Raw genomic sequence first — 21,923 nt, forward strand, 5'->3', positions numbered from 1 at the left:
CTCCGGGTATGCGAACACTCGCTTTCGATGGCCGGATAGGTGCTGCCGGCGACATGCTGCTGGGGGCACTACTGGCCGCCGGGGCCGACCGCGAGGCTCTGTCGCCGGTTGAAGACGCGCTGGACGTCGAATACGCCGTCTCCGCGGTGGACCGCTCAGGGATTGCTGCAACGCGCGTCGACGTACTGCTGACCGACGCCGACGATGTCGACGATTCTCACGACGACCAGTCGCATTCTCACTCCCACGACCATGACGAGGGACACGGCCACGCTGGGGACGACGACGCACACCCACACACCCACGAAGACCACGACCACACCCACGCTGAGGGGCGCGGCCCGAGCCGAACGTACGCCGAGGTCGTCGAACTCGTCGGGGAGATGGACCTCCCGGCGACAGTGCGAACGGACGCGCTGGCGATATTCGAGATACTCGGCGAGGCCGAGGCGTCTGTCCACGGGACGGATCTCGACGACACGCACTTTCACGAGGTCGGGGCCGACGACGCCATCGCTGATATCGTCGGCGTCTGCCTCCTGCTGGACGACCTCGACATCGAGCGGGTCGTAACGACACCGCTGGCGACGGGCGGCGGGACTGTCGAGATGAGCCACGGCAGTTACCCGGTCCCGACTCCCGCAGTAGTTGCAATCGCGGAGCAAGCCGACTGGTCGCTGCAGGGTGGCCCCATCGACAGGGAACTCCTGACGCCGACCGGCGCGGCGATTCTCGCCCACATCGCTGACGGGACCGACTCGTTGCCACCGCTCGATCTCGACGCGTCAGGCTACGGCGCTGGCGGCTGGGACCTCGACGACCGCCCCAACGTCTTGCGGGCCATGGTCGGCGACGGCGCGGGGCGGCTCCGCCGCGATGAAATCACGGTCCTCGAAACGAACGTCGACGACGTCCCACCCGAAGTGCTTGGCGACCTCCAGCGCTCGCTCCCGGAGGTCGGCGCACGCGACGTGTCGATAGTGCCGACGACGATGAAGAAGTCCCGGCCCGGCCACATCGTGAAGGTCATCTGCAGGCCGGAAGACGCCGAGCGGGTCGCGCGCCGCCTCGCCGAAGCGACCGGGACGCTCGGCGTGCGCGAGTCCGGGGCCGGTCACCGCTGGGTCGCCGACCGGGAGTACAAGACGGTCGCGCTCTCCGTCGACGGCGAGCAGTTCGAGGTCACGGTCAAAGTCGCAAGTGACACTGACGGCACAGTGTTCGACGTGAGCGCGGAGTACGACGACGCCGCGGCCGTCGCGGACGCGACCGGGCTCCCCGTCCGGGCGGTTATGCAGCGAGCCGAGCGGATGGTGCGGGAATAGCCGCTACTCGTCGGCCGTGTTCGGGTCGGAGTCGCCCTCGTCTCCGTCCCCGACCGCAGTGTCGCTGTCGTGTTCGGCCAGCGCCTCCTCGACGGTGAGCGCGCCGGTGGCGACCTTTCGGGCCAGCCCCTCGCTGATTGCCCGGTTCGTCTCGCTTGCCTCCCGCGAGCGGTCCTTGATCTTCTGGAGTTCGCCGGCGGTGGGTTCGATGGTTCGGCTCTCGATTTCCTCGCCGTCGAGCCGGGCGATGTTGACCGCGGCCAGCACGTCACCCATTCCGCGTGCGCCGGACCCGAGATACGGCGTCGTCCCCGTTTCGTCGACCAACTCCACCGGCACGGACTGAATCTCGTCGATGATGCGCGCGCCGACGAGCCGTGCACCGTCGCCGATGCGGACGACCGGGTCGACCGCGTCCTCGACTTCATCGCGAACGATGTCGGTGATTTCCGCCACAGGTACCTGAAACGCCGCGACGACCATATCGCCGTGGAGAATCGCGACACCCGGCCGTTCGCCGGGGTCGATACCGATGACGGTTCGACCGTCACCACCCCGGAGTGTCGAGATGACGGTTTCGACGGCTCGACGCGGTGTGTCCGGGTCCGCCTGCACGAGGTCGACGCCGTCGGGGATTTCGACCGATTCCCCGGCCGCGATGACCGCGACCTCCGCCTCCTCGGGCCATTGGTCGCCCGGTTCGATAGTTGTGAACGCCACGCCACGGTCGCGCAGCTCGTTGACGACACCGTGGTACACTTCGAAGTCCGCTGTGGCGACGACAATCACAACCGGAGTTCGGACGCCGATTACTTACAGATATGGGAGTCCGTTAGTCCACGTTTGTGCTCTAGATATTTACCAGACACCATTGGATACATCGAGTTGGGGACATCTACGATTCCTATTATATTTGATAGGATTTTTATAACAGCTAACTGGACTGCTAGTGATGCGTCCGGTGGTTCGCACTGACGGAGCAGGCGCGGCTTCCGACCCACTGTTCAGTGGTGCCAGCGGAGCCTATCTGGGCTTGCTTCTGGCACCGCCGATTGTACCGGGGCTGAAGTGGGTCGGCGTTACCGAAGCGTGGGCGCTCTACGCCGCGCTGGTCGGGACGGTGACCGCTGTGACCACCGTAATAGGATGGCTGCTCTCCAGTCGACCGGCAGTAGCCGTTACAGTCGGCGCGACTCGCGCCCGGTGGCTTCCAGCGGCGATCGCGGCCGTGTACGCCGCCGTCGGCTTTGCGTCGCTGGAGATGAGTGGTGTCAGTGGCGTGCTGGCGTTTTTTTTCGGCTTGCTAGCCGTTTTGCTCGGAGTCGCTGTCGCGGTTATGTCACAGACACGGTACACTGCGGCAGTTACCGCAGGGGCGGAGGAGTTGACCCGCTGGCGAGCGAGCTGGCCCGAGTCTGCACAGCGTCGGCGGTTGCACGTCGGCGGAGCCATCGCTAGCGTCGCGACCATCGGGTTCGCCGTCGGTGCGGTGTTCGATATCGCCCTGCTCCAGTACGTCAGTCAGGTGCTGTTCCCGTCCGGCTTCGTCCTTCTCTCGACAGGCGGAACCCGAACCGTCGTGGCGACCGAGCGCGGTCTGGAAGTCAGACTCCCAATTGCCAGACGGTTCTACGCCTGGGAAGAACTGGAATCTTACGAGCTCGACGCCGAGTCGCTCGTCATCACCCGCAGATGGGGGACTGCCCTCCGGTTTGCAACAGCCGACATCGACGACGTGTCCCTCGCCGAGTGGACGCTGGCCGAACGGCTTTCGGACGACTGACAGCAGTGTCGTCAGGTACCAGTGTTTTTATCCGAACCTGCCCAACCCCTGCCCGTGAGCGAGTACGTCCCGACCGGGTGTGACGCTATTGACGACCTCCTGGGTGGTGGGCTGGAGCGCGGTGCGGTCACACAGGTGTACGGCCCGCCGGCGGCCGGCAAGACCAACTTCGCCCTGTCGGCGGTGATGGAAGTCGCCGCTGCCGGCGACGCGGCGCTGTACATCGACACTGAAGGACTCTCGGCCGACCGGATGGAACAGGTCGCTAGCGGCCGCGCTCGCGGGACCGCCCAGACCGTGGACGACCTCGCCGGCCGCCTCATCATCACCGAGGCGCTGGACTACGACGAGCAGGCCGAGGCCGTCCAGGACGCCGCGGAGTTCGCCGCCGAGGTCGAACTCATCGTGCTCGACAGCGCGACCGGGTTCTATCGACTCCGCCGCGACGACGAGGACGGCGGTGAGACGCTTCGGGACGTGGCCCGCCAGATTACCCACCTGCTCTCGCTGGCCCGCAAACACGACCTCGCGGTCCTGTTTACGAACCAGGTGTTTACCGACCCCGACAGCGACCGCTCAACGGCGCTCGGCGGCCATACCCTCAACCACTGGTCGGGCGCAATCGTCCGCCTGGACCGGTTCCGCGGCGGCAACCGCCGCGCCACACTGGAGAAACACCGCGCCAAACCGGCCGGCGACACGGCCCAGTTCCGCATCACCGACTCGGGACTTGTAGGCGACGACACGCCCGAGACGCCGCAGTAGCCCGCCCTAACTGCTGAACCAGTCGGGCACGGGCCGTCGCGGTTCTGTGGCCGTTCGACGCATACCGCGCGAGCGGAGCGAGCGCGGTTTCACCGAGCACGGCTCGCCGTGCTCGGCCTTTTTCATGACCGTTTTTCGAGGAGCGGTCGCCCCCGGCGACCCGACGACGAAAAAGGTTCAGTAGATGAGGTCGTCGTCGTTCTCGGCCATGTACAGCGTCCGCGCGGCGATGTTGACGGCGTGGTCGCCGACCCGCTCGATGTCACGAATCGTCAGCAGGAGACGGGACACGTCGGCCATCAGTTGCTCAATCTCGCCTTCGCTGGAGTCGGTGTCTATCTCCCGCTCAATGAGGTCGCGCACGACCGTCTCCGAGGCGGCCTCACAGCGTTCGTCCACCTCGTCGTCGACATCGGCGATGGCGTAGCACTGGTCGGCGTTCTCGTCGCCGTAGGCTTGCATAGCGTTTTCGACCATCTCGATGGTCACGTCGGCAACGTCCTGAATGTCGACCTCGGGGTATACATCGCGTTCGGCCTCCAGCGAGTACTCGCCGAGGTTCGTGGCGAGGTCGCCGATCCGTTCGAGGTCGGTAATGATCTTGAACGACGCGGCGATAAAGCGGAGATCGGATGCGACCGGCTGTTGCAGCGCCAGCAGGTCGATACAGTCCTGTTCGAGGTCGAGATACAGTTGATTGATCTCGTGGTCGCCCTCGATGACCTCTCGGGCCATCTCTTCGTCTTTCTGTTCGAGCGCATCCAAGCCAAGCCGAAGCCGCTCGAGGACGATCTCTGACATATAAAGGACATCCTCGCGGAGCGAGTTCAGTCCCTCCTGATAGGAATCGCGTGGCATAGTCCGGAATGTGCTAGTGCCATGCATCAGCCTTTCCCTTCTCCCAATATCTCCCGATACTGACCGGTGCGACAGTCGCGGCGGACTACTATGCAGGAACAGACACGCTCGACAGCAAAAAACGGCTACTGGGGCACTGCCTCGGTGTCGTTACGGGGATGAACGTCAAGCGTCGTTTCGTCACCAACTGCCGTTCCGGCCTCGACGCGCTCGACGCGCAGCACCACGTCCTGTGGCGTTGCGCAACCACAGCTCACGAACTCGTCCCACTCCTCGCCGACGGCTACCGGGCCGCTGTGGGCGCGTCGAAGGTACTGTTGATAGGTGTCCCCGCGGAGTTCGTCAGCTATCCACTCGGTATCGACGCCGGACCACGGGTCTCCATCGGTGGTGTTGGGAGCAAACGAGAGCACGATACGGGCCGCAACGGAAGCCATACACTAACTGAGGCGGGAAACAGGCTTAGTCTCTTGGGCGTAGCGCTGTTACTACAGCTTGTCGTTGACCGCTTCCAGACAGTCGGCGTCCACGAACACCACGACGTGGTCGCCGGGTTCGATAACAGTGTCACCGCGGGGGATGACAAGCTCGCCGCCGCGGCTGATAGCTCCGATGACCACGCCAGTCGGCAGTTCCTGCACCGATTCCTGGATCGGTCGCCCGGCGAGGACACTGTCAGCGGCTATTTCGATTTCCAGCACTTCGGCGCGGTCGGATTCGATGATGGCAACCTTCGTCGCGTCGTACTCCCGGGTGAACCGGGTAATCTCTTCTGCGGTCGTCTCGCGGGGATTGACAGCTACATCGACGCCAACAGCTTCGAACAGGTCAACGTACTCGCCGGAGTTGACGACGGCGACGGTTCGCTCCGCACCGAGTCGCTTGGCCAGCAGCGTCACTAAGAGATTCTTCTCGTCGCTATCGAGCGTCGCAACCACAGCATCGGCATCGGAGACGTGTTCCCGTTCGAGGAACTCAGTGTCGGTTGCATCACTCTCCAGCACGGTGGTTCCTTGCAGCTCTTCTGCCAGCTCGCGCGCTCTGTCGTGGTCGCGCTCGATAAGCCGCGGTTTGATACCGCGATCCTGAAGCAGTCGTGCGGTGTGATAGCCGACGTCGCTCCCGCCGACAACGAGGACGTTCTGGGTCGCCTCCGACTTCGGCGCGATCTCGGTCGCGAACAGGCGAACGCTCTCGCAGCTGCCGATGACGACGATATCGTCGCCGGCTTTGATGACTGTCTCTCCGCGCGGGATAATGACTTCGCCGTCGCGCAGTACGGCAGCGAAGGTTAATGACTCGTAGCGGTCGGCCTCAGCGACGGTCAGGTTCGTGATTGGACTGGATTCGCGCACTTCGAACTCACCCATCTGGACCTGACCGTCAACAAATGTTTCTACGTCGCGCGAACCGGGGAGCCCGATTACTCGGGCGATATTCTCCGCAGTGAGCAGGTTCGTCGCGACCATGTGATCCACGCCAAAGGCGCCCTCGGATTTCTCCCAAGTCCGGAGGAACTTCGCGCTCTTGACGCGGGAAATGGTGAAGGGGTCAGCCGCCGTTACCGCCGTCCCGCAGGTGACGATGTTCGTCTCGTCGTCGTCGGTACTGGCGATGAGAACGTCGGCTTTCTCGATACCGGCCTCGGAGAGGGTGTCGAGTTCCGCACCGTCCCCTTCGACGCCCAGCACGTCAGCCTCGTACATCAGGCTTTCAACGCGGTCTGGGTCGATATCTACGACGGCGACTTCGTGGCTCTCAGCGAGGCTCTCAGCAATGTTCGAACCGACCTCGCCCGCGCCGACGATTACGATATACACGGCTGCGCCTCCGCCTGATTCATATGCATCAGCTTTCCGCCGATGGGTGAAGTGTATTTTCATCCGGCCAGCAGTCCGGCCCCATCGGGGCGGACAGGCTACCGAATCCGGCGGTCAAGACGTACCTGTGGCTTACTTACGGCTCATCCCGAAGCGGTACATTCAACCAAGGACAGAGGGCTGACCGACGTTGGAACCGCTCGACCGCGTCGAACGATTCTTTCGTCTCTTCGATCGCTTTTCGCATACTGGCGTAGTCGGTCATACACGCTTTCTCTGTCGCCCACCGTTTGATTATATGCTTCTTTACGCCCGCTATCTACCCGGTAGACACGTACTTCTGCCACGCAATTCAGGGAACCGCCGTCAGGGACTGTACCACAATACGGCACCGGTCTTTGTCTGCAGCCCTGTCAAACACGCAACAGCCGCCCGGCGGAGCGTTCACTACGGTAGCAGGTGACTACTATTTCACCACTGGCCAGTGTATGTGCTACGCCCGACCAGACGGACGCGCTCAGTCACTACTTCTGAACGGAGACGCGGACCCGAGGATGAGAACGAAAAGGTGAATCCCAACGAGTCCGGAAAGCAGTACGGTTCTAGCTGTCGGTGGACTCGCGACTGCGGCCCCGCCTATCGCCACCGTCAGAACACTCACGATGGTCTCTGCCCGAAGACTCTCGGCTGCCTGTTCTCTGGGCGTGCGGGCCGCTTCGAACTGGTCCCTGATAGCGTCAAATCTGGGGCCCTGACAGACACGTTTCCGGTCTTGCTCGTACTCTACCAGCCCGACAGCGTCGAGTTTGGGCAGGTGAGTCTGACAGAGGGAGATGTACACACTGTCGTAGAGTTCGTCACTATCGGTCTCTGCATCGGCGACGGCCCGCGCCACCTGTTTGCCCAGCGTACTGACAGAGAGCGCCGTCCCGTGTTCAGCAAGGCAGTACAGGCATGCGCGGCGGCGCTCGTTACCGAGAATATCGAATAGGGTTGCGCCATCGAGGTCGTTCTGCGCTGGCGGCGTAGTCTTTTTTCCGGTATCAACGACGGCGTCGGGCCCTACTGCCGGTCGCATATGTTACTCACCCCGGGTGTACCGCTGTGTGCACGCATTTGTCCAGTACGTAGCTTACATCTCCGTATCGAGAGCCGCTCGTAGACGGTCTGAAAGCGACCGCGACCCCATCAGTGAGAGCCGATGGATCACCGCCAGTGCTACAAATACCACGCTCACGACGAGTGCGACTGCGACACCTGACACTGTAGTCCCGCTGAGTGCGAGTCCACCGACTGCAACCAGTGTGGCACACGCAGTCCCGAGATACCGACCTGCCCATCGCTCATCGGCAGGCGTGTGGGCCCCGGGCCGGTCGTGGTCAGTTACACCGGCCGACAGCGTCGACTCCGCAGGCGGCGTCGACAGAAGTGATGGTTCCGCAGCGAGATACTTATCAAAGGAGTTCGCGAGCGCGGTCGCTTCGACGAGTCCTCGATCTTGGTTGTAGTTGATAACACCCGCATCGTCCATCTTTGGGAGGTGGGACTGGTACAGCGCGATGTAGACGCGCTGGCGCTGTTTCGAGCGCAGCGAGTCGATGGTGGTGTCGTGTTCCAGCGCCGCGATGTGTTCTGCGATGTCGCTCATATCGGCTGGCTCTTCGCCGGAGTGCTCGTGGAGGTACTTGAGGACTAAGCGGCGACGACGACACTGAAGGACATGGAAAATGTCGTCTCGGGTGAGGTTATCGTCAGACGAGGCGTCTCCAGACGATGACTCGTCTGTCGTGGACGCCTCTGCCTCGGCTGCTGTGGGTTCGGAAGTCGTTTCAGCTATCGACATGTGACTTTTCCTTTTCCAGCGGCCGTCATATACCGGGTCGACTGTTCCGTCGGTTGCGACTGTTTCACCGATTTAGCCGGTCGGTAGTGACCGACTTACTCTGGACACAGGACAGTAAAAGTGGCTTCTGAAGGACGAATACAGCCATATAGGTCGTTTCGCCCCAGCTATTGCTTTCCAGTACTGTTTCACGCACCGTACCGGATCGTTCCACCGTTTCGACAGCAACTAGTATGTGAAAAACCACACTCGTGCACCGTGGGAATTTCGCATGTCACGGGCCTATTCGACTGTTTTCGGGACGTAGAAGGCACAAAAGCCGGGAGTACGGTGACCTTTATCTGCCGCAGGGTGTTGTGCACATATTCCTGACCGCCGTGACGGCGGCGGACAGGTGCGCTTGGCGGAGATTTACCCATCTCTGTGCAGTGACGCCACTACCGACCAAGCTATCCGGCCCGTGTGTCAGCTTATCCGCCGGGCGTCGGCGGCTTGATATCGCCTGCGTGGGGCGAGTTCGCCGCCGGGGGCTTTGCCCGCTCCAGACAGATGAGGTTCTCCCTGCCGAGACGTATTTTTACGACTTCGTCTTCGTCCACCATCCGCGAAAGGAGGCGGCTAACCTTCGCTTTCGACCAGTCCGTCGCCTCAACGATATCTGTCTGGTGCAGACGACCGTTCTCGGCTTGCAGCATCAGCTTCACGAGGTGCGCGTCAGGGGTGAGTTCCCGGTCAGCTTGCTCGAAGGCCTCAGCTGCAGTGTCCACGTCGATGTCTGCACTGTCGGCTTCGACCACCCTGTCCGTGGCGTCGATTTCACGGTTAATTTCGAGTATCTCCCGATCCAGTTCGAGGTAGCGATAAATGAACAGTCTGGCCGCCGTGGAGAGCCTTATGACCCAGCCACGCCTGATCGCTGCGACTGTCAGCCCAGTCCCTATCAGGAACCCCAGTAGCGAACTCGTCACCCAGGCTGGCGTCAGAACGCTGTTCGGGTTCGTCCCCCAGGTGACTTCCTGTGGGTCGGTCAGGAAGTCACCGTCCGAATCGGACGCGAGCGGGTCCGTTCCAAGGGCCGAAACCTCGCGCCCGTCGCTGAGACCATCGCCATCCGTATCGACGGTGGTTGGGGACGTGCCGGCTGCCAGTTCTCTTCCGTCGTCGAGGCCGTCACTATCTGTATCACTCTCGGTAGGTTCGGTCCCCGATTCGAGTTCTGTTCCATCTGCCACCCCATCACCGTCAGTGTCTGCGACCGTCGGGTCGGTGCCCAGGGCCAGCTCCCTGCCGTCAGCGACCTCATCAGCGTCGGTGTCGGCCTGTACCGGGTTCGTGCCGACCGCCAGCTCCCTGCCATCGACGACGCCGTCGTTGTCCGTGTCCGCGTCGGTCGGATCGGTCTCGCCAGACGCCTCTCGCTGGTCGGACAGCCCATCGCCGTCAGTGTCCGCGACGGTTGGATTCGTCCCGAGTGCCAGTTCGCGTTCGTCTGCTAACCCGTCGCCATCGGTATCGGCCCGTCGCGGGTCGGTGCCCTGTTGGATCTCAGTCCTGTCGGCGACACCGTCTTCATCAGTGTCTGCGGCTGTGGGGGCCGTCCCGTGCTGGTGGACTTCTGTCCCGTCCAACAGCCCGTCGCCGTCAGTGTCGGCGTCAGTGAGGTTCGTACCCTGGACCACCTCGTGGCTGTTGTTGAGCCCGTCGTCATCAATATCACCGGTACGCTGAATCGGCTGCAGAGACACCGGTTGCCGATCTATCATGGTGTCGGTGCGCGTGTTGTAGAGAGAGACTGAGAGATCATCGATCCCCGTTGTCCCGGGAGTCGTGAGGGTCGTTGTTCCGTTCGGGCCGACCGACGTACAGTTCAAAGACCCGTTCGCGCGCGCACAGACCGAGCGGTTCTCCTGCGGCGAGCTAACGGTCACTGCGATCTGATACCCGCCGGGCCGCGCGCCGTCTATCCGTTCCCAGACGAACGCGGTTCCGTTCGGCCCGTGCGCAACAGCCTGTGTGGGACCAGCCGACTGTATCGCTGGCGCTGTTTCGTTGCCCGTCGCTGTGTCATCAGCATACTGCCCGGCGTCCGCTGCAGCAGCGACACCCACGGAGACGGACGCGACTGTCAAGAGGAGGAATAAAGCGCATATCCCGCTCACGATCCGGTGTCTCATACGGAACGGGTGTCACAGCGGAACAATATCCTTTTTGGCACATGATAGCCCTGTCACGTCTGGCCACACTTGATAATTCAGATATAATTATTTATTCTTTAGTCATCTACTCATCAGATAGTCCAAGCTCCGACCCGACGACCTGATCCATCCCGCGCCGAATCCGCTGTGACATCGCAGATGGTGAAATGCCGAGTTTGTCCGCCAACTCTGCTTGTGAGATGCCACGGGGAACGTCGAAGTACCCCTCGCTGTGTGCCGTCTCGAGTGCGACTTGCTGGTCTGCGGTTAGCCCGCATGCACCGGCATTGACTTCTCCGGAGGTCCAGTACAGTCGATCAAGTCGAAACGTGATATTCCGGTCAGAGCAGTCAGAGCGGAACTGTGACAGTGCCGCCCGCGACCGAAACTGGGCGTGTACCAGCCACTGTCCACTTGTCCCTTTGATATCGAGCGCCCGACCACCGGCGCGGACGAGCGAGGGCGTGAGTCGAACGGCGCTGTCGGCCACCTCAACCCGATAGACGCGGTTCGTCTCCGTCCAGTCTAACACGACGGACTCGCATACCGTGCTATCCCTCTCCAGTTCTGTTTCGAACTGGTCGAGACCCTCACCGACGGCCTCTATCACCACGAAACTCGACGTACCGTCGTCGACCATCTGCTCCGGACGGACTGTTATGTCCGGACTACTCTCGACTGCCTCCGTCAGAACCAGCTCCGGATGACTCAGACACAGATCGACACCGAGGCTCTTCCCCCGTGATGTCTCACCCGTCTCTGATGGGCTCGCCGGCCCGTACCCAGCACCATCGACTGGCTGGTCCGCTTCGGCTGCTGACCCTTGGTCGCCGGTGTTGCGCATATGGACACCAGACGGATCGCGCACAAGCCTGTTACTGCTATAGGAATAGTGTATGGGAATCAGGATGCTATATTGATAGCCGAAGAAGGAGGTCGTGTCTTTTCCTGGTTATCAGTGCTTCGTTGAAGGACTGTCTGAGAACGGGGAAACGCTCACACTCTGCCGGAATAGATGTGTGATATGGGCGACCCAGCGTGTTATCGTGACTACTGTCCGTCGTGCGATGCACAGCTAACGATTACCGACGGTGAGTGTCCGGATTGTGGCACAACCCTTGAAACTCTCCGGTGGTAGTATCGTTGTAGGTTTGCGGTTGTGCTGGACGCACTCTGAACACTGTGCATTCGACACGAGGCTTTCTACACACTCTTTGGCATAACCGAGATACGGTGAGAGGCAGTGACCAGAGAAACAGTATGACGAGGTGAGAAAGTAGCACGCTGACTGTGAATACACACTCGCAAAAGCGATCAGTGACTGTCCATAACCCACGTTATTATCAAAGGGGTGTTGTCGGTGGCGTGTTGAGAACTCTATTGCGGACAACTCGACCTAAGATTCTATAGAGAGGATAGTAGACATTGACAGATCATATAAAAGCAGTCGTGTTCAAGTACTCCGTCTGACTTCAGAGCTGTGAGTCTCTCCATCTGGACGACAGTCCGTTCTGACGTATCCATCCCACCCATTCACTAACAGGGACTGATTTTTCCAAGACTGGCGTACCGAATGCGAAATTGCTACGCTAGAAATTGATCACCTCGTTCACTCTCGTGGGTCGTCACTGAACGTAACCGCAGATAACACATCCGTCCGGACAAAAGAGAGCTCTCGGAGCTGGATGGCCGAAATTCATATTCGACAACTAAGCGCTCGCAGGACAGAGTTAAGCGAGTGTTTGCTGTACCAATGGTTCTGTGAAATCGATTTGGTGTTTACCACTGCAAATATAGAACCGCTGCGTGTTCCACTCTAACTATGCCTCAGCCTTTATTCAACGGAGTAAATCCAATTTCACTTATAATAATATTTTGAGCACCAGCGACTCATCGGTTACGAATTGATGACAACGGTTCGTGAGGGCACTGAGCAGTTCATTGATCGGCATTGAACAAACCAAGAGTAGGATGTGCTATAGTAGCCATTGAAAATCAATGCACACCTGATCGCCCGACGGCAGTGCGATCAGTGTGTAAATCGTTTCAACTGTTACTATAGTTACGGGAAAACTCGCAACACACTGGGACTAGGTAGCTGCAGCGTCTTCAGTGTCGTCGCTGCTAATAACCACCATGTCAAGGATGGTTTTGAGCCCGTATCCGGCGTAGAGGCTACCCACGACAGCCATCGGGAGGAGATATCTAGGGGACAGGTATAGGATAGCAAGAAGACACAGATACGGAATCGTAGCAAACAGCGGGAAGAGTCGCTTATCGGTCGATTGTAACACAAGCACGACGAGTGCGACGAAAATGCTAGCATATAGCCATGCAACCAGCTCTATCGAAGGCCCAATGAGCCCCGTCCCGACAGTTAGCTCGCGATACATGAATGCGGCAGCGATGATGATAGCAATAGTTACCGGCAAGATGCGAGCGTACCGCACCCTTGGGAGAAGGGCCACAACTCCAATCAAAAAGAGTACCGGTAGAAGAGGGTTCACCAGTACGAACTCGAAGTAAGGAACACCCCAATGAAGAAAATGAGGCGCATAGAATTGGAGGTTCCGAACCGTATGTTCGAGTGGTGCATTCGACAAGCCGACGAAGAAGCCGGTCGAGAACAGCGAGGGCATTGAGACGAGTGTCCGAACGGTAACTACTGGTGAGTCCCCTGACGAGAGCTGATAAAGCAGTATGACTCCAACGAACCCCAGCAGTGGGCCGAGTACGAAGACGTGGCGAAACCTGTCTTCAGAGAACGCATAGAGTCCGGCGAGCGGAGCAAGGAGAAGAAACAGGTATTCTAGACGCATAAAAAATACGATGATTCCGACGGCCGCTCCGGCCACGTACCTTCGACTAACGAAGAAGTATAGGCTGAGAGTGAAAAAACAGACAGCAATCGGTTCTGTGTAAGCCCACCACGAGAAGTTGATGTGAAGCGGCGTAACTGCGAGGACGAATCCGGCGGCGTGACCTGCCCGGGGAGAATCAAACAGCACAGTGGCTGTTCGACCGACGAGCCACACCGTTGCCAAAGACGCCACAAACGACGCGAGGTTTCCACCCATTTGGCCAAAGAGCCCGAGAAACAGCGCCATGATGGCTTCTACACCGATGTGTCCGGAAATTGTGATCTGGCCCTCAAGCAGGTTGAGTGCTCTCCCGACGTATACTGAGGAGTCGTCGTGGACGGGTTTCAATACCGTGTACGGGAGCCGAACGAGTATGCCGACGAGCAGGATAGCGAACCACGCCCGACTCCGGCAGAGGAGGGCTGCACCGCTGAACAGAATAAGGAGGGTGAGTACGATTGAGATTAAGGTAAGCACCGCTGTCAAACCCCAAACGGCGAGAATCATACCGACTGCCATCGCCACTCCGGCTCCCATCGCCATCGTAGCGCCCTGACGCATTCATTATCGATTAGAATGTCGCCGTATAAACTCTATCGAAAGAGATTACTCCCTTCTCGCGATATTCGGCGACCCTGCGTAGTGCTGACGGATGGGAAACCCGGTATCATCAGTCCTCTGGTTAGAAGCATAGCCAAATGTGAGGATCTCAAAATATATGACCTATTGAGCATAAAGGAGTTCGTAATCAGTTCGAACACATGCAGCCGACTAAAATCACCACACTGATTTCAGAGGAGCTGCGGGACGCGTACATTGCGCTGTGGGCCTCGCTCACTTCCCGATACCCAGTTGGGGCGAATGTCTTTGAGCGAGACTGGGATGCGCTCATCATACTCGACACCTGCCGTGTAGACGCACTGAAAGAGGTTGCAGATGAGTACTCGTTTTTGTCAGATATCGATTCGATAGTTTCTGTTGGGAGCACCAGTCGAGAGTGGGTCGCAAACACGTTTCGCACAACGTATACGAGCGAGATTCGTGGAACGGCCTACGTTTCAGCGAACGCCTTCTCGAAGCGAGTTCTCAAAGATCGTAACTTCCCGGCTGACCGGGCACCAGTGAACTGGAAGGTGGCGGATGCAGACGACTTTTTGCTTGTAGACGACGCGTGGCAGTATCAGCCCGAGCACCCCTACAAACACATGCTCCCCGAACATTTGACCGACCGCGCTATCACGGTCGGCCGCGAACTCCAGCCAGACCGACTCATTGTCCACTACTCGCAACCCCACTCACCGTACATCGCCATGGCGAGGCGTGAAGGACGGGAACTGAAACCATGGGAATCGAATCCATTCAAATGCCTTCGAGCCGGAAGTGTAGAGCGAGAGACGGTCTGGAACGCGTATCTCGAAAATCTCAGGATGAGTCTTGACTCCGTTTCGGTGTTGCTTGAGAATCTGAATGCCGAGCGCGTCGCAATTAGCGCGGACCACGGCGAAGGATTCGGCCGCTGGGGAACGTACAAACACCCCCTCGGAAGCCTCCAACCGAACGTGAAATGCGTCCCATGGGCGACTACAACTGCACGTGACAGAGGCGAGTACGAACCCAAGTTCAAACCGAGGGTTACTGGCGAACAAGGTGACAAGGACGAATTTGAACGAAAGGAGACAGTCGAACACCTTCGAGACCTCGGTTACCTGTGAAATGGATTCTCGCGGTTCGGTCAGTCCCTGTCAATCTCGATTAGTTCGTGTAGCCAAGGCTACGCAGTCGCTGTTCAACCACGTCATGCTTAATTTCTTCGTCGCCACTCTTCGACGACCCGGAGGTCACATCTCGTCGCTCACCCTGTTCGTGGACTAGCCACGGCACACGTACGAGTTCGTCGACGTATGTTCCGTGTGGGTGTCCCCAGCCCGAAACCGGTACCGGATATAATCGTTCTCCCAGTAGCTCTCCGTGGTCCGCAGTGACAACGGTCTTTCCGTCAAGCCCCTCGAGTAAGTCAGTTACGTGCGGAAGCGTAATGTCAACGTTCCGTCGGTACGCCTCACGCAGCGTCGAGGCGTCCACCGATAGCTCTCCGCTGATGAACTGTCGGTACGTGTTTCGGTCAGTATTCAGTTTCTCGGTCGGTCGATCGAGGAAGGGAGTGTGGGGCTGGATGTAATGCACCAGTAGCCGCTTGTTCGGGTACTGCTCGGCGGCTTGGAGTGCGTGCTCGGTGGTCGTTTCGGGGCGCACGACCTGTCGTCCACCATCGTGCCATACGTTCGAATCATCGCTCCAGATGTTAACAACCTCGTGAAACGTCGCGTTGAGTTCGTCTTCGAACCGGTAGTACTGCGGCGTTGCGGTAACATAAACCGTGTCACGCAAGTCTCGGTCTGTGAAATTCGCTCGGAGGAATTCGTATGTTTGTGACCCCTTAGAAACCCGTGACTCCAAGTTACCGGGGAGTTCATCCCGGTCTACGAGAGCATCGTACCGACAAGCGTCAAGAAGAACAAGTGAGTCCCAGTCCTCGTCAAAAATGTCGATTCCGTCAGGATTGGACTCTACTGTGTAAAGCCGTCTGTGATAGAGTCGGTTGGCTCGGAGGAGCCACTCGTGTAATCGACCACGGAACATCGACTTGAGCGTCATTACCTTCTCTGTTGGAACACTACAACCGACGAATATAGTTGTGATGGTATCCACTTAAAAGATAAGTAGCAATTGCCCTTCGGCATCGATTCGTAGACTGGTGTCCGACGGCACAATATCTTGTCCGCATGCCATAGATGAGAGCTTTCAAACGGTCAGGCCGTCTTTTGAGCCTGATATCCTCCTGGAGTGGGTATCGGGCGATAAGTATTCGTGGTTCTATCTTGGCCTCGACCGTTGCTCACATCTTAGCTATATCCCCTCCCATTTAGACAGCGTTCACGACCGCTGTTCTTGTATACCGGCGGCCTTCGATAATCGCTCTCGAAGGAGACTAAGCATTATTCGGCTCGGTCGTGTCTTGGAAGCACATGGTTCAACGAGGCCCAACAAATCTGGTCGGTTCTGGTGAGGGACAAGAGCATCGTTGAGCGGTATTCCGAGTGTCCTAAACTCACCGCTGGCATCTGACTGGCGTAAGTGGTGCTTCGTCAGGCTCAGACAGACCAGACTCGCCGGGAGTAACGGCCTGAGTAAGTCACGATGCGAAAAGGAATCGAAGTACAACATTAAAAACGTTTGAAACAAATTACTCTGGCTCGACATAAAAATTTCATTCGAAAGGTGGGATTCTGCACCACGGCCATTGTGCGGATAGTTCGTAGATTGGTCGGTCGATGATGAAGTTTCGGCAATCCTTTACTCGAGTCGTCGAAACGTAGACCTGTGACTGAGCCGTATCGTGTCCTCCACCTCATCACTCGGTTTCTCGATGGCGGTGCAGAGAAGAGCGTCGAACAAATCCTCTCGGCGCTTCGGACCGCACCAGAGCAGTACGACCTACGAGTCGGTGTCGGCGCGGAACATGCTTCCGAGCGACTTGATGCTCTCCGGGAGAGAGGAATCGACGTCACTGTGTTCCGGGCGATCAGACACTACAACCCAGTAACTGCACTTCCGGCGGTCCTGTGCGTCGCACGGTATCTCAAACACGAACAGATAGATATCCTCCACACACATAGCACAGAGGCAGGCGTGATTGGACGCTGGGCGGGCGCCCTTGCAGATGTCCCAGTCACTATCCACAGCGTTCACGGTGACCCAATCGCAAGCGACCGGAACCCGCTGTTGAACGCCACACTCTACGTCTTCGAGCGCGCGAGTGCACCGCTGAGCGACCGCATAGTCACCAACTCAGTGAGGGTTCGTGACACCTATCTCGACCGCGGGTTTGGTCATCCGGACCAGTACGAGGTCATCTACGACGGTCTAGACTTAGACGCATATCGCGTTCCGGACCGGTGGGATAACCTGCCATCCGCCGATGAACCAGTTTCGCTACTTTTCGTCGGCCGACTAGCGGACGGCAAGGGCCTGTTCGACCTGATAGAGGCAGTCGATCAGGTCGCCGGAGAGCATCCGGTCAAGTTAGATATCGCGGGCGAAGGAGAAAGCCGAGAAGAACTACAGGATGCGGTCAAGCGACGTGGGCTTGAAGACAACATCTCATTTCTCGGCTACTGCGACGATGTTGCCCGGCTCCTCGCCACGGCGGATGTCTTCGTACTCCCCTCCTATCGTGAGGGAATGCCCCGCGTCGTCACCGAAGCCCGTGCTGCCGGGTTGCCGGTCGTCTCGACGACTGTCGCAGGAATCCCCGAACAGGTTTCGCATGGCGAAACCGGATTTCTAGTCGAGCCGGGTGACATCTCAGAACTGAGCGCCCGCATCGGGCAACTCGTCGCATCACCGTCGCTCCGGCGTAAGATGAGCAAACAAACTACCGCCGACCTCAGCCGATTTACGCTCGAAAACATGGAACAGTCGTACCAATCGCTCTACCGCGATTTGGTGGACAGTATCTCTTGATAGATTGTCGCTACTTCTTCGACCATCCTATCGACCGTGAACTTCCTGTCGAGCCGTTCCCTCCCGGCTTCGCCCATCGATTCGGCCAGTTCTCGGTCCTCAAGCAGGGTTGAGATAGCATCGGCAAACTGCGTCTCGTCTGTCGGGGGACACAGCAGTCCAGTCTTGCCGTCTGCGACCACTTCTGGGATGGCACTCACTTCAGATGCGACGACGGGTGTCTGGGCGGCCATCGCTTCGAGAAACACAACGCCAAAGCCTTCCCACCGCGATGGCAGTGCGAACACGTCAAATGCGTGCATAAGTTCGGGAATGTCAGTCCGAAATCCGGCGAATGTCACGGCGTCCGCAATACCGAGAGTGTCTGCAAGGCGTATCAAGCGGTCTTCTTCCTCGCCGCGTCCAACGATAGCGAGATGTGCGCCCGGCACCCGGTCTCTGACTTGCTCGAACGCGCGGAGAAGCGTTTCCAGATTTTTCTGCTCAGTGAGTCGAGCGACGGTTCCAACGAGTGGCTTATTATCGTCGACAAATTCTCGCCGTACCGATTGGACGTCACTCTCAGATACGTCTTCGAAGTCCTTTAGCGAGAACCCGTATCGGACCGTCTGAACTCGATCTGGGCTGACATTCGAGGTTTCAAGCAAGTAGTCACGGACATGTTCAGAAATTGGGAGAATACGGTCGGTACGAGACAGCGACAGGTCGTGTACTAGCTTGTGCGGTTGGTCCTGCCAGTATGGTGGATCGTTATGCTTCGAGGAGACGATAGCTGGAACTCCAGCAACAGTTGCGGCTGTCGCGCCGTATACGTCACCGTGAAAGAGGTGAGTGTGGACAATGTCGTAATCGTTTCGAGCTATTTTTGCGACGAGTCTCCCGAGCCCGAGTGGGTCCAAGTCCGACCGGATACCAATTCGCTCAACAGAGCAGCCTGCTTCTCGGAAGTCGTCCGCGAGTTCGCCGTCGCCTTTCAGATATGCTACGGTAACGTCAAACTCCCGTGAGGCGAGTCCGTCAAGAAGCATCAGAAGGTGATTCTCTGCGCCGCCGACATCGATACCAGAAATAACATGGAGAACGCTCGGTGTATCTGTCATTGTCGCCTGATTTCTAGTGTTCTACCAAAGGTGTACTGACTTTGGCTTCCTCCGGCCACGAGCCAAGTTTGACCGGCCGCTCGCATATCTGTTCGCTGAGTTATCTATTGCCCAGTAGCTCACCACGGGTAGTGGCCACGAGGAATCCCGCTCCCCGGCATTGAGTCGCTGACCAATTCGGTAGTTGACCGACGCACGCGTCGGCATCGTCGAGTTCGTTGTCGTACAGTGTGCGGATAATGTCCCAACTCTTGCTCAATGCACTCGTACCGATAAGATACCATATATTTCGTTCTATTTTCGTTCAATGTCGCGTGGTCTCTGCGTGCGCTATCGAGAATGGTTGAGATGACGTTCGGTAGCAGATAAGTATCAGTCCTCACTGGCGAGAGCGTGTTTAATTCGATAGTGCTTTTCTGGAGACTGGCCAGAGAAGGCGACAGGTTCTTGAACGGCCGTTACACGCTTTTCCGAGAGTTCCATCGCGAATAGAACGATATTTCAAGCGGGACAGACACTGTTCAGCCAACAGTGAAGGAGTCAGTCAGCGTATTGCTCGCCCCCGGTATCTTTCCACCCGATTCCGGAGGTCCAGCGACATTCGTCTCATCGCTTGGACGCGAACTCGTCAACCGGGGCCACTCTGTCCGCGTCGTCACGAACGGTCGTGCCTCGTCGGGGTTCGACGACCGGTTTCCGTTCAAAGTCGTACGCATTCCTCGTGGTGATTCCGTCGTCTTTAGATATGCCCGACAGATTCGAACCCTCGTGGCCGAACTCCGGTCGTACGAACCGGACGTGATGTTGGTAAACGCGTTCGACTTGCAGGCGATAACTGCCGGGCGCATCGTGGGCGTCCCGACCGTCAGCAAAATCGTCGGTGACGCCGCATGGGAGCGGGCCCGCCGTTCCGGCGAGACCTGCAACGACATTGAGACGTTCCAGCAGTTCACTTTTAATCCGAAACTCGAAGGTTGGAAACTTCTTCGGACAGCGCCAGTTCGATTGGCAGACCACGTCGCGGTGCCAAGCAAGTTTCTCCGCTCACTCGTGACTGGGTGGGGAGTGGCTCCCGACCGGACGAGCGTCATCTACAATGCGATAGACATAGAGAGGCCGTCGATAACCGACTCCGATCGACCACCCCGAATCGTGACCGTCGGTCGACTCGTCCCGTGGAAAGGGATAGGCGGAATCGTTGATGCTTTCGAACGAGCCGACGTACCCGACGCGGAGTTACACGTCATCGGTGACGGGCCTGAACGGGACACCCTCGAAGCGCACGCAGACAAACGGGGCGTGAGTGAGCAAGTTGTCTTTCATGGTCGCATCCCTCACGAACGTGTACTCGACATCGTCTCTCGTAGCCGCGTCTTCGCGTTAAATTCGACCTACGAGGGGCTTCCCCATGTTGTCCTCGAAGCGATGGCCTGCGGGACACCTGTCGTCGCGTCCGCGGTATGTGGCACTCCTGAGGCCATTACCGACGGCGAAGACGGGTTCCTCGTTGAACAGGACGACATTGAGGCGTTCTCTGAGCGGTTTGAGCAATTACTCTCGAACTCCTCGCTCCGGAGTCAACTCCGAACGCAAGCGTACAAGCGCCTCGAGAGCCAGTTTGAACACGAACAGATGGTCGCCGAATACGAGACCCTTCTGCGGAAGGTAGCCTCCGCGAGAGACGGCCACCGAAAAAAAAATGGCTAGGATACAGTACGTGGCAAACGCAAGGCTTCCGAGCCGGCGAGCACACGCCTATCAAATCGTCCAGATGTGCGACGCATTTACCGAGAACGGACACGAGGTTGAACTAGTCATCCCTGATCGCGTCCAGCCAGACGACGCGCCCGATTCAGTTGAGGAATACTTCGACTCACCTATTAACTTCGAAATAACACGACTGCCGTGTATCGATTTTCTCGGCAGTAGCTCACGCCAGCCGCTCCTCCGCTTCGCGTTCTACCTCCAGTCGATCACGTTCACACTCGCTGCGCTCGCGTACACGCTCAGATCCGACTGGGACTGGCTGTACTCCCGCGGACTTCTGTTCGCCGTCCTCGGTGCACCGTTGTTCGGCGATTCGCTTGCGGTCGAACTGCACCGTCGGCCTTCGAGAGACCGAGTCGCAGCACTTCTTGGACGGGCATTGGAGCACACTTGCGGTGTAGTTGTCATCAGCGAGGGGCTCCGGGACGAGTGGCGCTCGTTCACCAATGCGCCGATGCTTGTCGCACCGGATGGTGTACGCCTTGACCGGTTCACAATCAAGCGCTCAAAGTCGTCACTTCGAACCGAGCTATCGCTCCCGGAGGGCGAGTTAGTCTGCTACGCCGGCAGCCTCAAACAGTGGAAAGGCGTCGATACATTGGTCGAAGCAGCTAAAGACATACCTGAAGTGACTGTCTGTCTCGTGGGCGGTACGGCCGCTCAGCAGGACCGACTTGAAACTGCTGTGGGGACAATGCCGAGCAATGTTGAGATGGTTGGACACGTCCACCCAGACCAGGTCCCGAAGTATCTCGCGGCCAGCGATGCGCTCGTCCTCCCGAACACAGCTGAAAGAGCTATCTCACGCCGGTACACCTCGCCGCTCAAACTGTTCGAGTACATGGCAGTCGGGCGACCGATAATCGCCACCGATATCCCGTCGTTGAAGGAAGTGTTGAACGACTCCAGTGCCTACTTCGCACCGCCTGACAGCTCCAGTTCACTCGCGCGTTCAATACGTCAGGTGTTGGACGACCCGGACGCAAGCAAGGTCGCACGCCACGCTCGAGAGGACGTCAAACAGTATACGTGGAAGCACCGAGCCGAGAGCATCGTTGATTTCCTACAGATAGGGGTCTGAG

Annotated in this window: 18 protein-coding genes; 7 read left to right on the forward strand and 11 right to left on the reverse strand. The window is 58.6% G+C overall.

Annotated features, from left to right (window positions below):
* The first annotated feature begins 8 nt into the window (after positions 1 to 8).
* The gene (locus BVU17_10250) at positions 9 to 1,325 is read left to right on the forward strand and encodes a TIGR00299 family protein (GenBank protein ID AUG47877.1); all 1,317 of its coding nucleotides are present in this window, start codon (positions 9 to 11) and stop codon (positions 1,323 to 1,325) included.
* Positions 1,326 to 1,328: 3 nt separating this feature from the next.
* Here BVU17_10250 and BVU17_10255 read toward each other — a convergent pair whose 3' ends face one another.
* Complete coding sequence (locus tag BVU17_10255; protein AUG47878.1) at positions 1,329 to 2,114, reverse strand: hypothetical protein; 786 nt, start codon at positions 2,112 to 2,114, stop codon at positions 1,329 to 1,331.
* Positions 2,115 to 2,277: 163 nt separating this feature from the next.
* Between BVU17_10255 and BVU17_10260 the strand changes: the two genes are divergently transcribed.
* Both BVU17_10260 and BVU17_10265 read left to right on the forward strand, forming a co-directional pair.
* Positions 2,278 to 3,108: a hypothetical protein gene (locus BVU17_10260; protein ID AUG47879.1), complete on the forward strand. Its 831-nt coding sequence runs from the start codon at positions 2,278 to 2,280 to the stop codon at positions 3,106 to 3,108.
* 54 nt (positions 3,109 to 3,162) lie between these two features.
* Positions 3,163 to 3,873, forward strand: a complete 711-nt coding sequence (locus tag BVU17_10265; GenBank protein AUG47880.1) for a DNA repair and recombination protein RadB — start codon at positions 3,163 to 3,165, stop codon at positions 3,871 to 3,873.
* A 177-nt stretch (positions 3,874 to 4,050) separates the two neighbouring features.
* Here BVU17_10265 and BVU17_10270 read toward each other — a convergent pair whose 3' ends face one another.
* The 8 genes from BVU17_10270 to BVU17_10305 form a co-directional block, all read right to left on the reverse strand.
* Entirely contained in the window at positions 4,051 to 4,731 is a 681-nt protein-coding gene (locus BVU17_10270) for a phosphate transport system regulatory protein PhoU (GenBank protein ID AUG47881.1), read from the reverse strand.
* 125 nt (positions 4,732 to 4,856) lie between these two features.
* Positions 4,857 to 5,168 (reverse strand): hypothetical protein, encoded by a 312-nt coding sequence (locus BVU17_10275; GenBank protein AUG47882.1) that lies wholly within the window; start codon positions 5,166 to 5,168, stop codon positions 4,857 to 4,859.
* 51 nt (positions 5,169 to 5,219) lie between these two features.
* Positions 5,220 to 6,551 (reverse strand): Trk system potassium transport protein TrkA, encoded by a 1,332-nt coding sequence (locus tag BVU17_10280; GenBank protein AUG47883.1) that lies wholly within the window; start codon positions 6,549 to 6,551, stop codon positions 5,220 to 5,222.
* Between the two features lie 517 nt (positions 6,552 to 7,068).
* Positions 7,069 to 7,629 carry a hypothetical protein gene (locus BVU17_10285; GenBank protein AUG47884.1) on the reverse strand — a complete coding sequence of 187 codons (561 nt, stop codon included), beginning with the start codon at positions 7,627 to 7,629 and terminating at the stop codon, positions 7,069 to 7,071.
* Between the two features lie 54 nt (positions 7,630 to 7,683).
* Positions 7,684 to 8,394 (reverse strand): hypothetical protein, encoded by a 711-nt coding sequence (locus BVU17_10290; protein ID AUG47885.1) that lies wholly within the window; start codon positions 8,392 to 8,394, stop codon positions 7,684 to 7,686.
* Between the two features lie 470 nt (positions 8,395 to 8,864).
* The gene (locus tag BVU17_10295; protein ID AUG47886.1) at positions 8,865 to 10,568 is read right to left on the reverse strand and encodes a hypothetical protein; all 1,704 of its coding nucleotides are present in this window, start codon (positions 10,566 to 10,568) and stop codon (positions 8,865 to 8,867) included.
* Positions 10,569 to 10,674: 106 nt separating this feature from the next.
* Positions 10,675 to 11,433, reverse strand: a complete 759-nt coding sequence (locus tag BVU17_10300; protein ID AUG47887.1) for a DNA-binding protein — start codon at positions 11,431 to 11,433, stop codon at positions 10,675 to 10,677.
* Between the two features lie 1,246 nt (positions 11,434 to 12,679).
* Positions 12,680 to 14,011, reverse strand: a complete 1,332-nt coding sequence (locus BVU17_10305) for a hypothetical protein (GenBank protein ID AUG47888.1) — start codon at positions 14,009 to 14,011, stop codon at positions 12,680 to 12,682.
* Positions 14,012 to 14,211: 200 nt separating this feature from the next.
* Here BVU17_10305 and BVU17_10310 point away from each other — a divergent pair, with 200 nt between their 5' ends.
* The gene (locus BVU17_10310) at positions 14,212 to 15,162 is read left to right on the forward strand and encodes a hypothetical protein (protein ID AUG47889.1); all 951 of its coding nucleotides are present in this window, start codon (positions 14,212 to 14,214) and stop codon (positions 15,160 to 15,162) included.
* Between the two features lie 40 nt (positions 15,163 to 15,202).
* Here BVU17_10310 and BVU17_10315 read toward each other — a convergent pair whose 3' ends face one another.
* The gene (locus BVU17_10315; protein AUG47890.1) at positions 15,203 to 16,105 is read right to left on the reverse strand and encodes a hypothetical protein; all 903 of its coding nucleotides are present in this window, start codon (positions 16,103 to 16,105) and stop codon (positions 15,203 to 15,205) included.
* 726 nt (positions 16,106 to 16,831) lie between these two features.
* Here BVU17_10315 and BVU17_10320 point away from each other — a divergent pair.
* The gene (locus BVU17_10320; GenBank protein AUG47891.1) at positions 16,832 to 17,974 is read left to right on the forward strand and encodes a hypothetical protein; all 1,143 of its coding nucleotides are present in this window, start codon (positions 16,832 to 16,834) and stop codon (positions 17,972 to 17,974) included.
* On the opposite strand, the gene BVU17_10325 is transcribed toward BVU17_10320, so the two are convergent.
* Positions 17,944 to 19,074, reverse strand: coding sequence for a hypothetical protein (locus BVU17_10325; GenBank protein AUG47892.1), 1,131 nt, complete (start codon positions 19,072 to 19,074; stop codon positions 17,944 to 17,946). The two genes, BVU17_10320 and BVU17_10325, sit on opposite strands and share 31 nt — an antisense overlap.
* A 531-nt stretch (positions 19,075 to 19,605) precedes the next feature.
* On the opposite strand from BVU17_10325, the gene BVU17_10330 reads away from it, so the two are divergent.
* Both BVU17_10330 and BVU17_10335 read left to right on the forward strand, forming a co-directional pair.
* Positions 19,606 to 20,781: a hypothetical protein gene (locus BVU17_10330; protein AUG47893.1), complete on the forward strand. Its 1,176-nt coding sequence runs from the start codon at positions 19,606 to 19,608 to the stop codon at positions 20,779 to 20,781.
* Between the two features lie 64 nt (positions 20,782 to 20,845).
* Positions 20,846 to 21,922 (forward strand): hypothetical protein, encoded by a 1,077-nt coding sequence (locus tag BVU17_10335; GenBank protein ID AUG47894.1) that lies wholly within the window; start codon positions 20,846 to 20,848, stop codon positions 21,920 to 21,922.
* Position 21,923: the final 1 nt, after the last annotated feature.

The sequence above is a fragment of the Haloarcula taiwanensis genome, assembly GCA_002844335.1.
GTDB classification, from domain to species: domain Archaea; phylum Halobacteriota; class Halobacteria; order Halobacteriales; family Haloarculaceae; genus Haloarcula; species Haloarcula taiwanensis.

Bases quoted from the DNA above. Each gene is read 5' to 3' on its own strand.
- BVU17_10250 (AUG47877.1), top strand. From the start codon at position 9: ATGCGAACACTCGCTTTCGATGGCCGGATAGGTGCTGCCGGCGACATG.
- BVU17_10260 (AUG47879.1), top strand. From the start codon at position 2,278: ATGCGTCCGGTGGTTCGCACTGACGGAGCAGGCGCGGCTTCCGACCCA.
- BVU17_10270 (AUG47881.1), bottom strand. From the start codon at position 4,731: ATGCCACGCGATTCCTATCAGGAGGGACTGAACTCGCTCCGCGAGGAT.
- BVU17_10275 (AUG47882.1), bottom strand. From the start codon at position 5,168: ATGGCTTCCGTTGCGGCCCGTATCGTGCTCTCGTTTGCTCCCAACACC.
- BVU17_10285 (AUG47884.1), bottom strand. From the start codon at position 7,629: ATGCGACCGGCAGTAGGGCCCGACGCCGTCGTTGATACCGGAAAAAAG.
- BVU17_10290 (AUG47885.1), bottom strand. From the start codon at position 8,394: ATGTCGATAGCTGAAACGACTTCCGAACCCACAGCAGCCGAGGCAGAG.
- BVU17_10295 (AUG47886.1), bottom strand. From the start codon at position 10,568: ATGAGACACCGGATCGTGAGCGGGATATGCGCTTTATTCCTCCTCTTG.
- BVU17_10300 (AUG47887.1), bottom strand. From the start codon at position 11,433: ATGCGCAACACCGGCGACCAAGGGTCAGCAGCCGAAGCGGACCAGCCA.
- BVU17_10305 (AUG47888.1), bottom strand. From the start codon at position 14,011: ATGCGTCAGGGCGCTACGATGGCGATGGGAGCCGGAGTGGCGATGGCA.
- BVU17_10310 (AUG47889.1), top strand. From the start codon at position 14,212: ATGCAGCCGACTAAAATCACCACACTGATTTCAGAGGAGCTGCGGGAC.
- BVU17_10315 (AUG47890.1), bottom strand. From the start codon at position 16,105: ATGACGCTCAAGTCGATGTTCCGTGGTCGATTACACGAGTGGCTCCTC.
- BVU17_10325 (AUG47892.1), bottom strand. From the start codon at position 19,074: ATGACAGATACACCGAGCGTTCTCCATGTTATTTCTGGTATCGATGTC.
- BVU17_10335 (AUG47894.1), top strand. From the start codon at position 20,846: ATGTGCGACGCATTTACCGAGAACGGACACGAGGTTGAACTAGTCATC.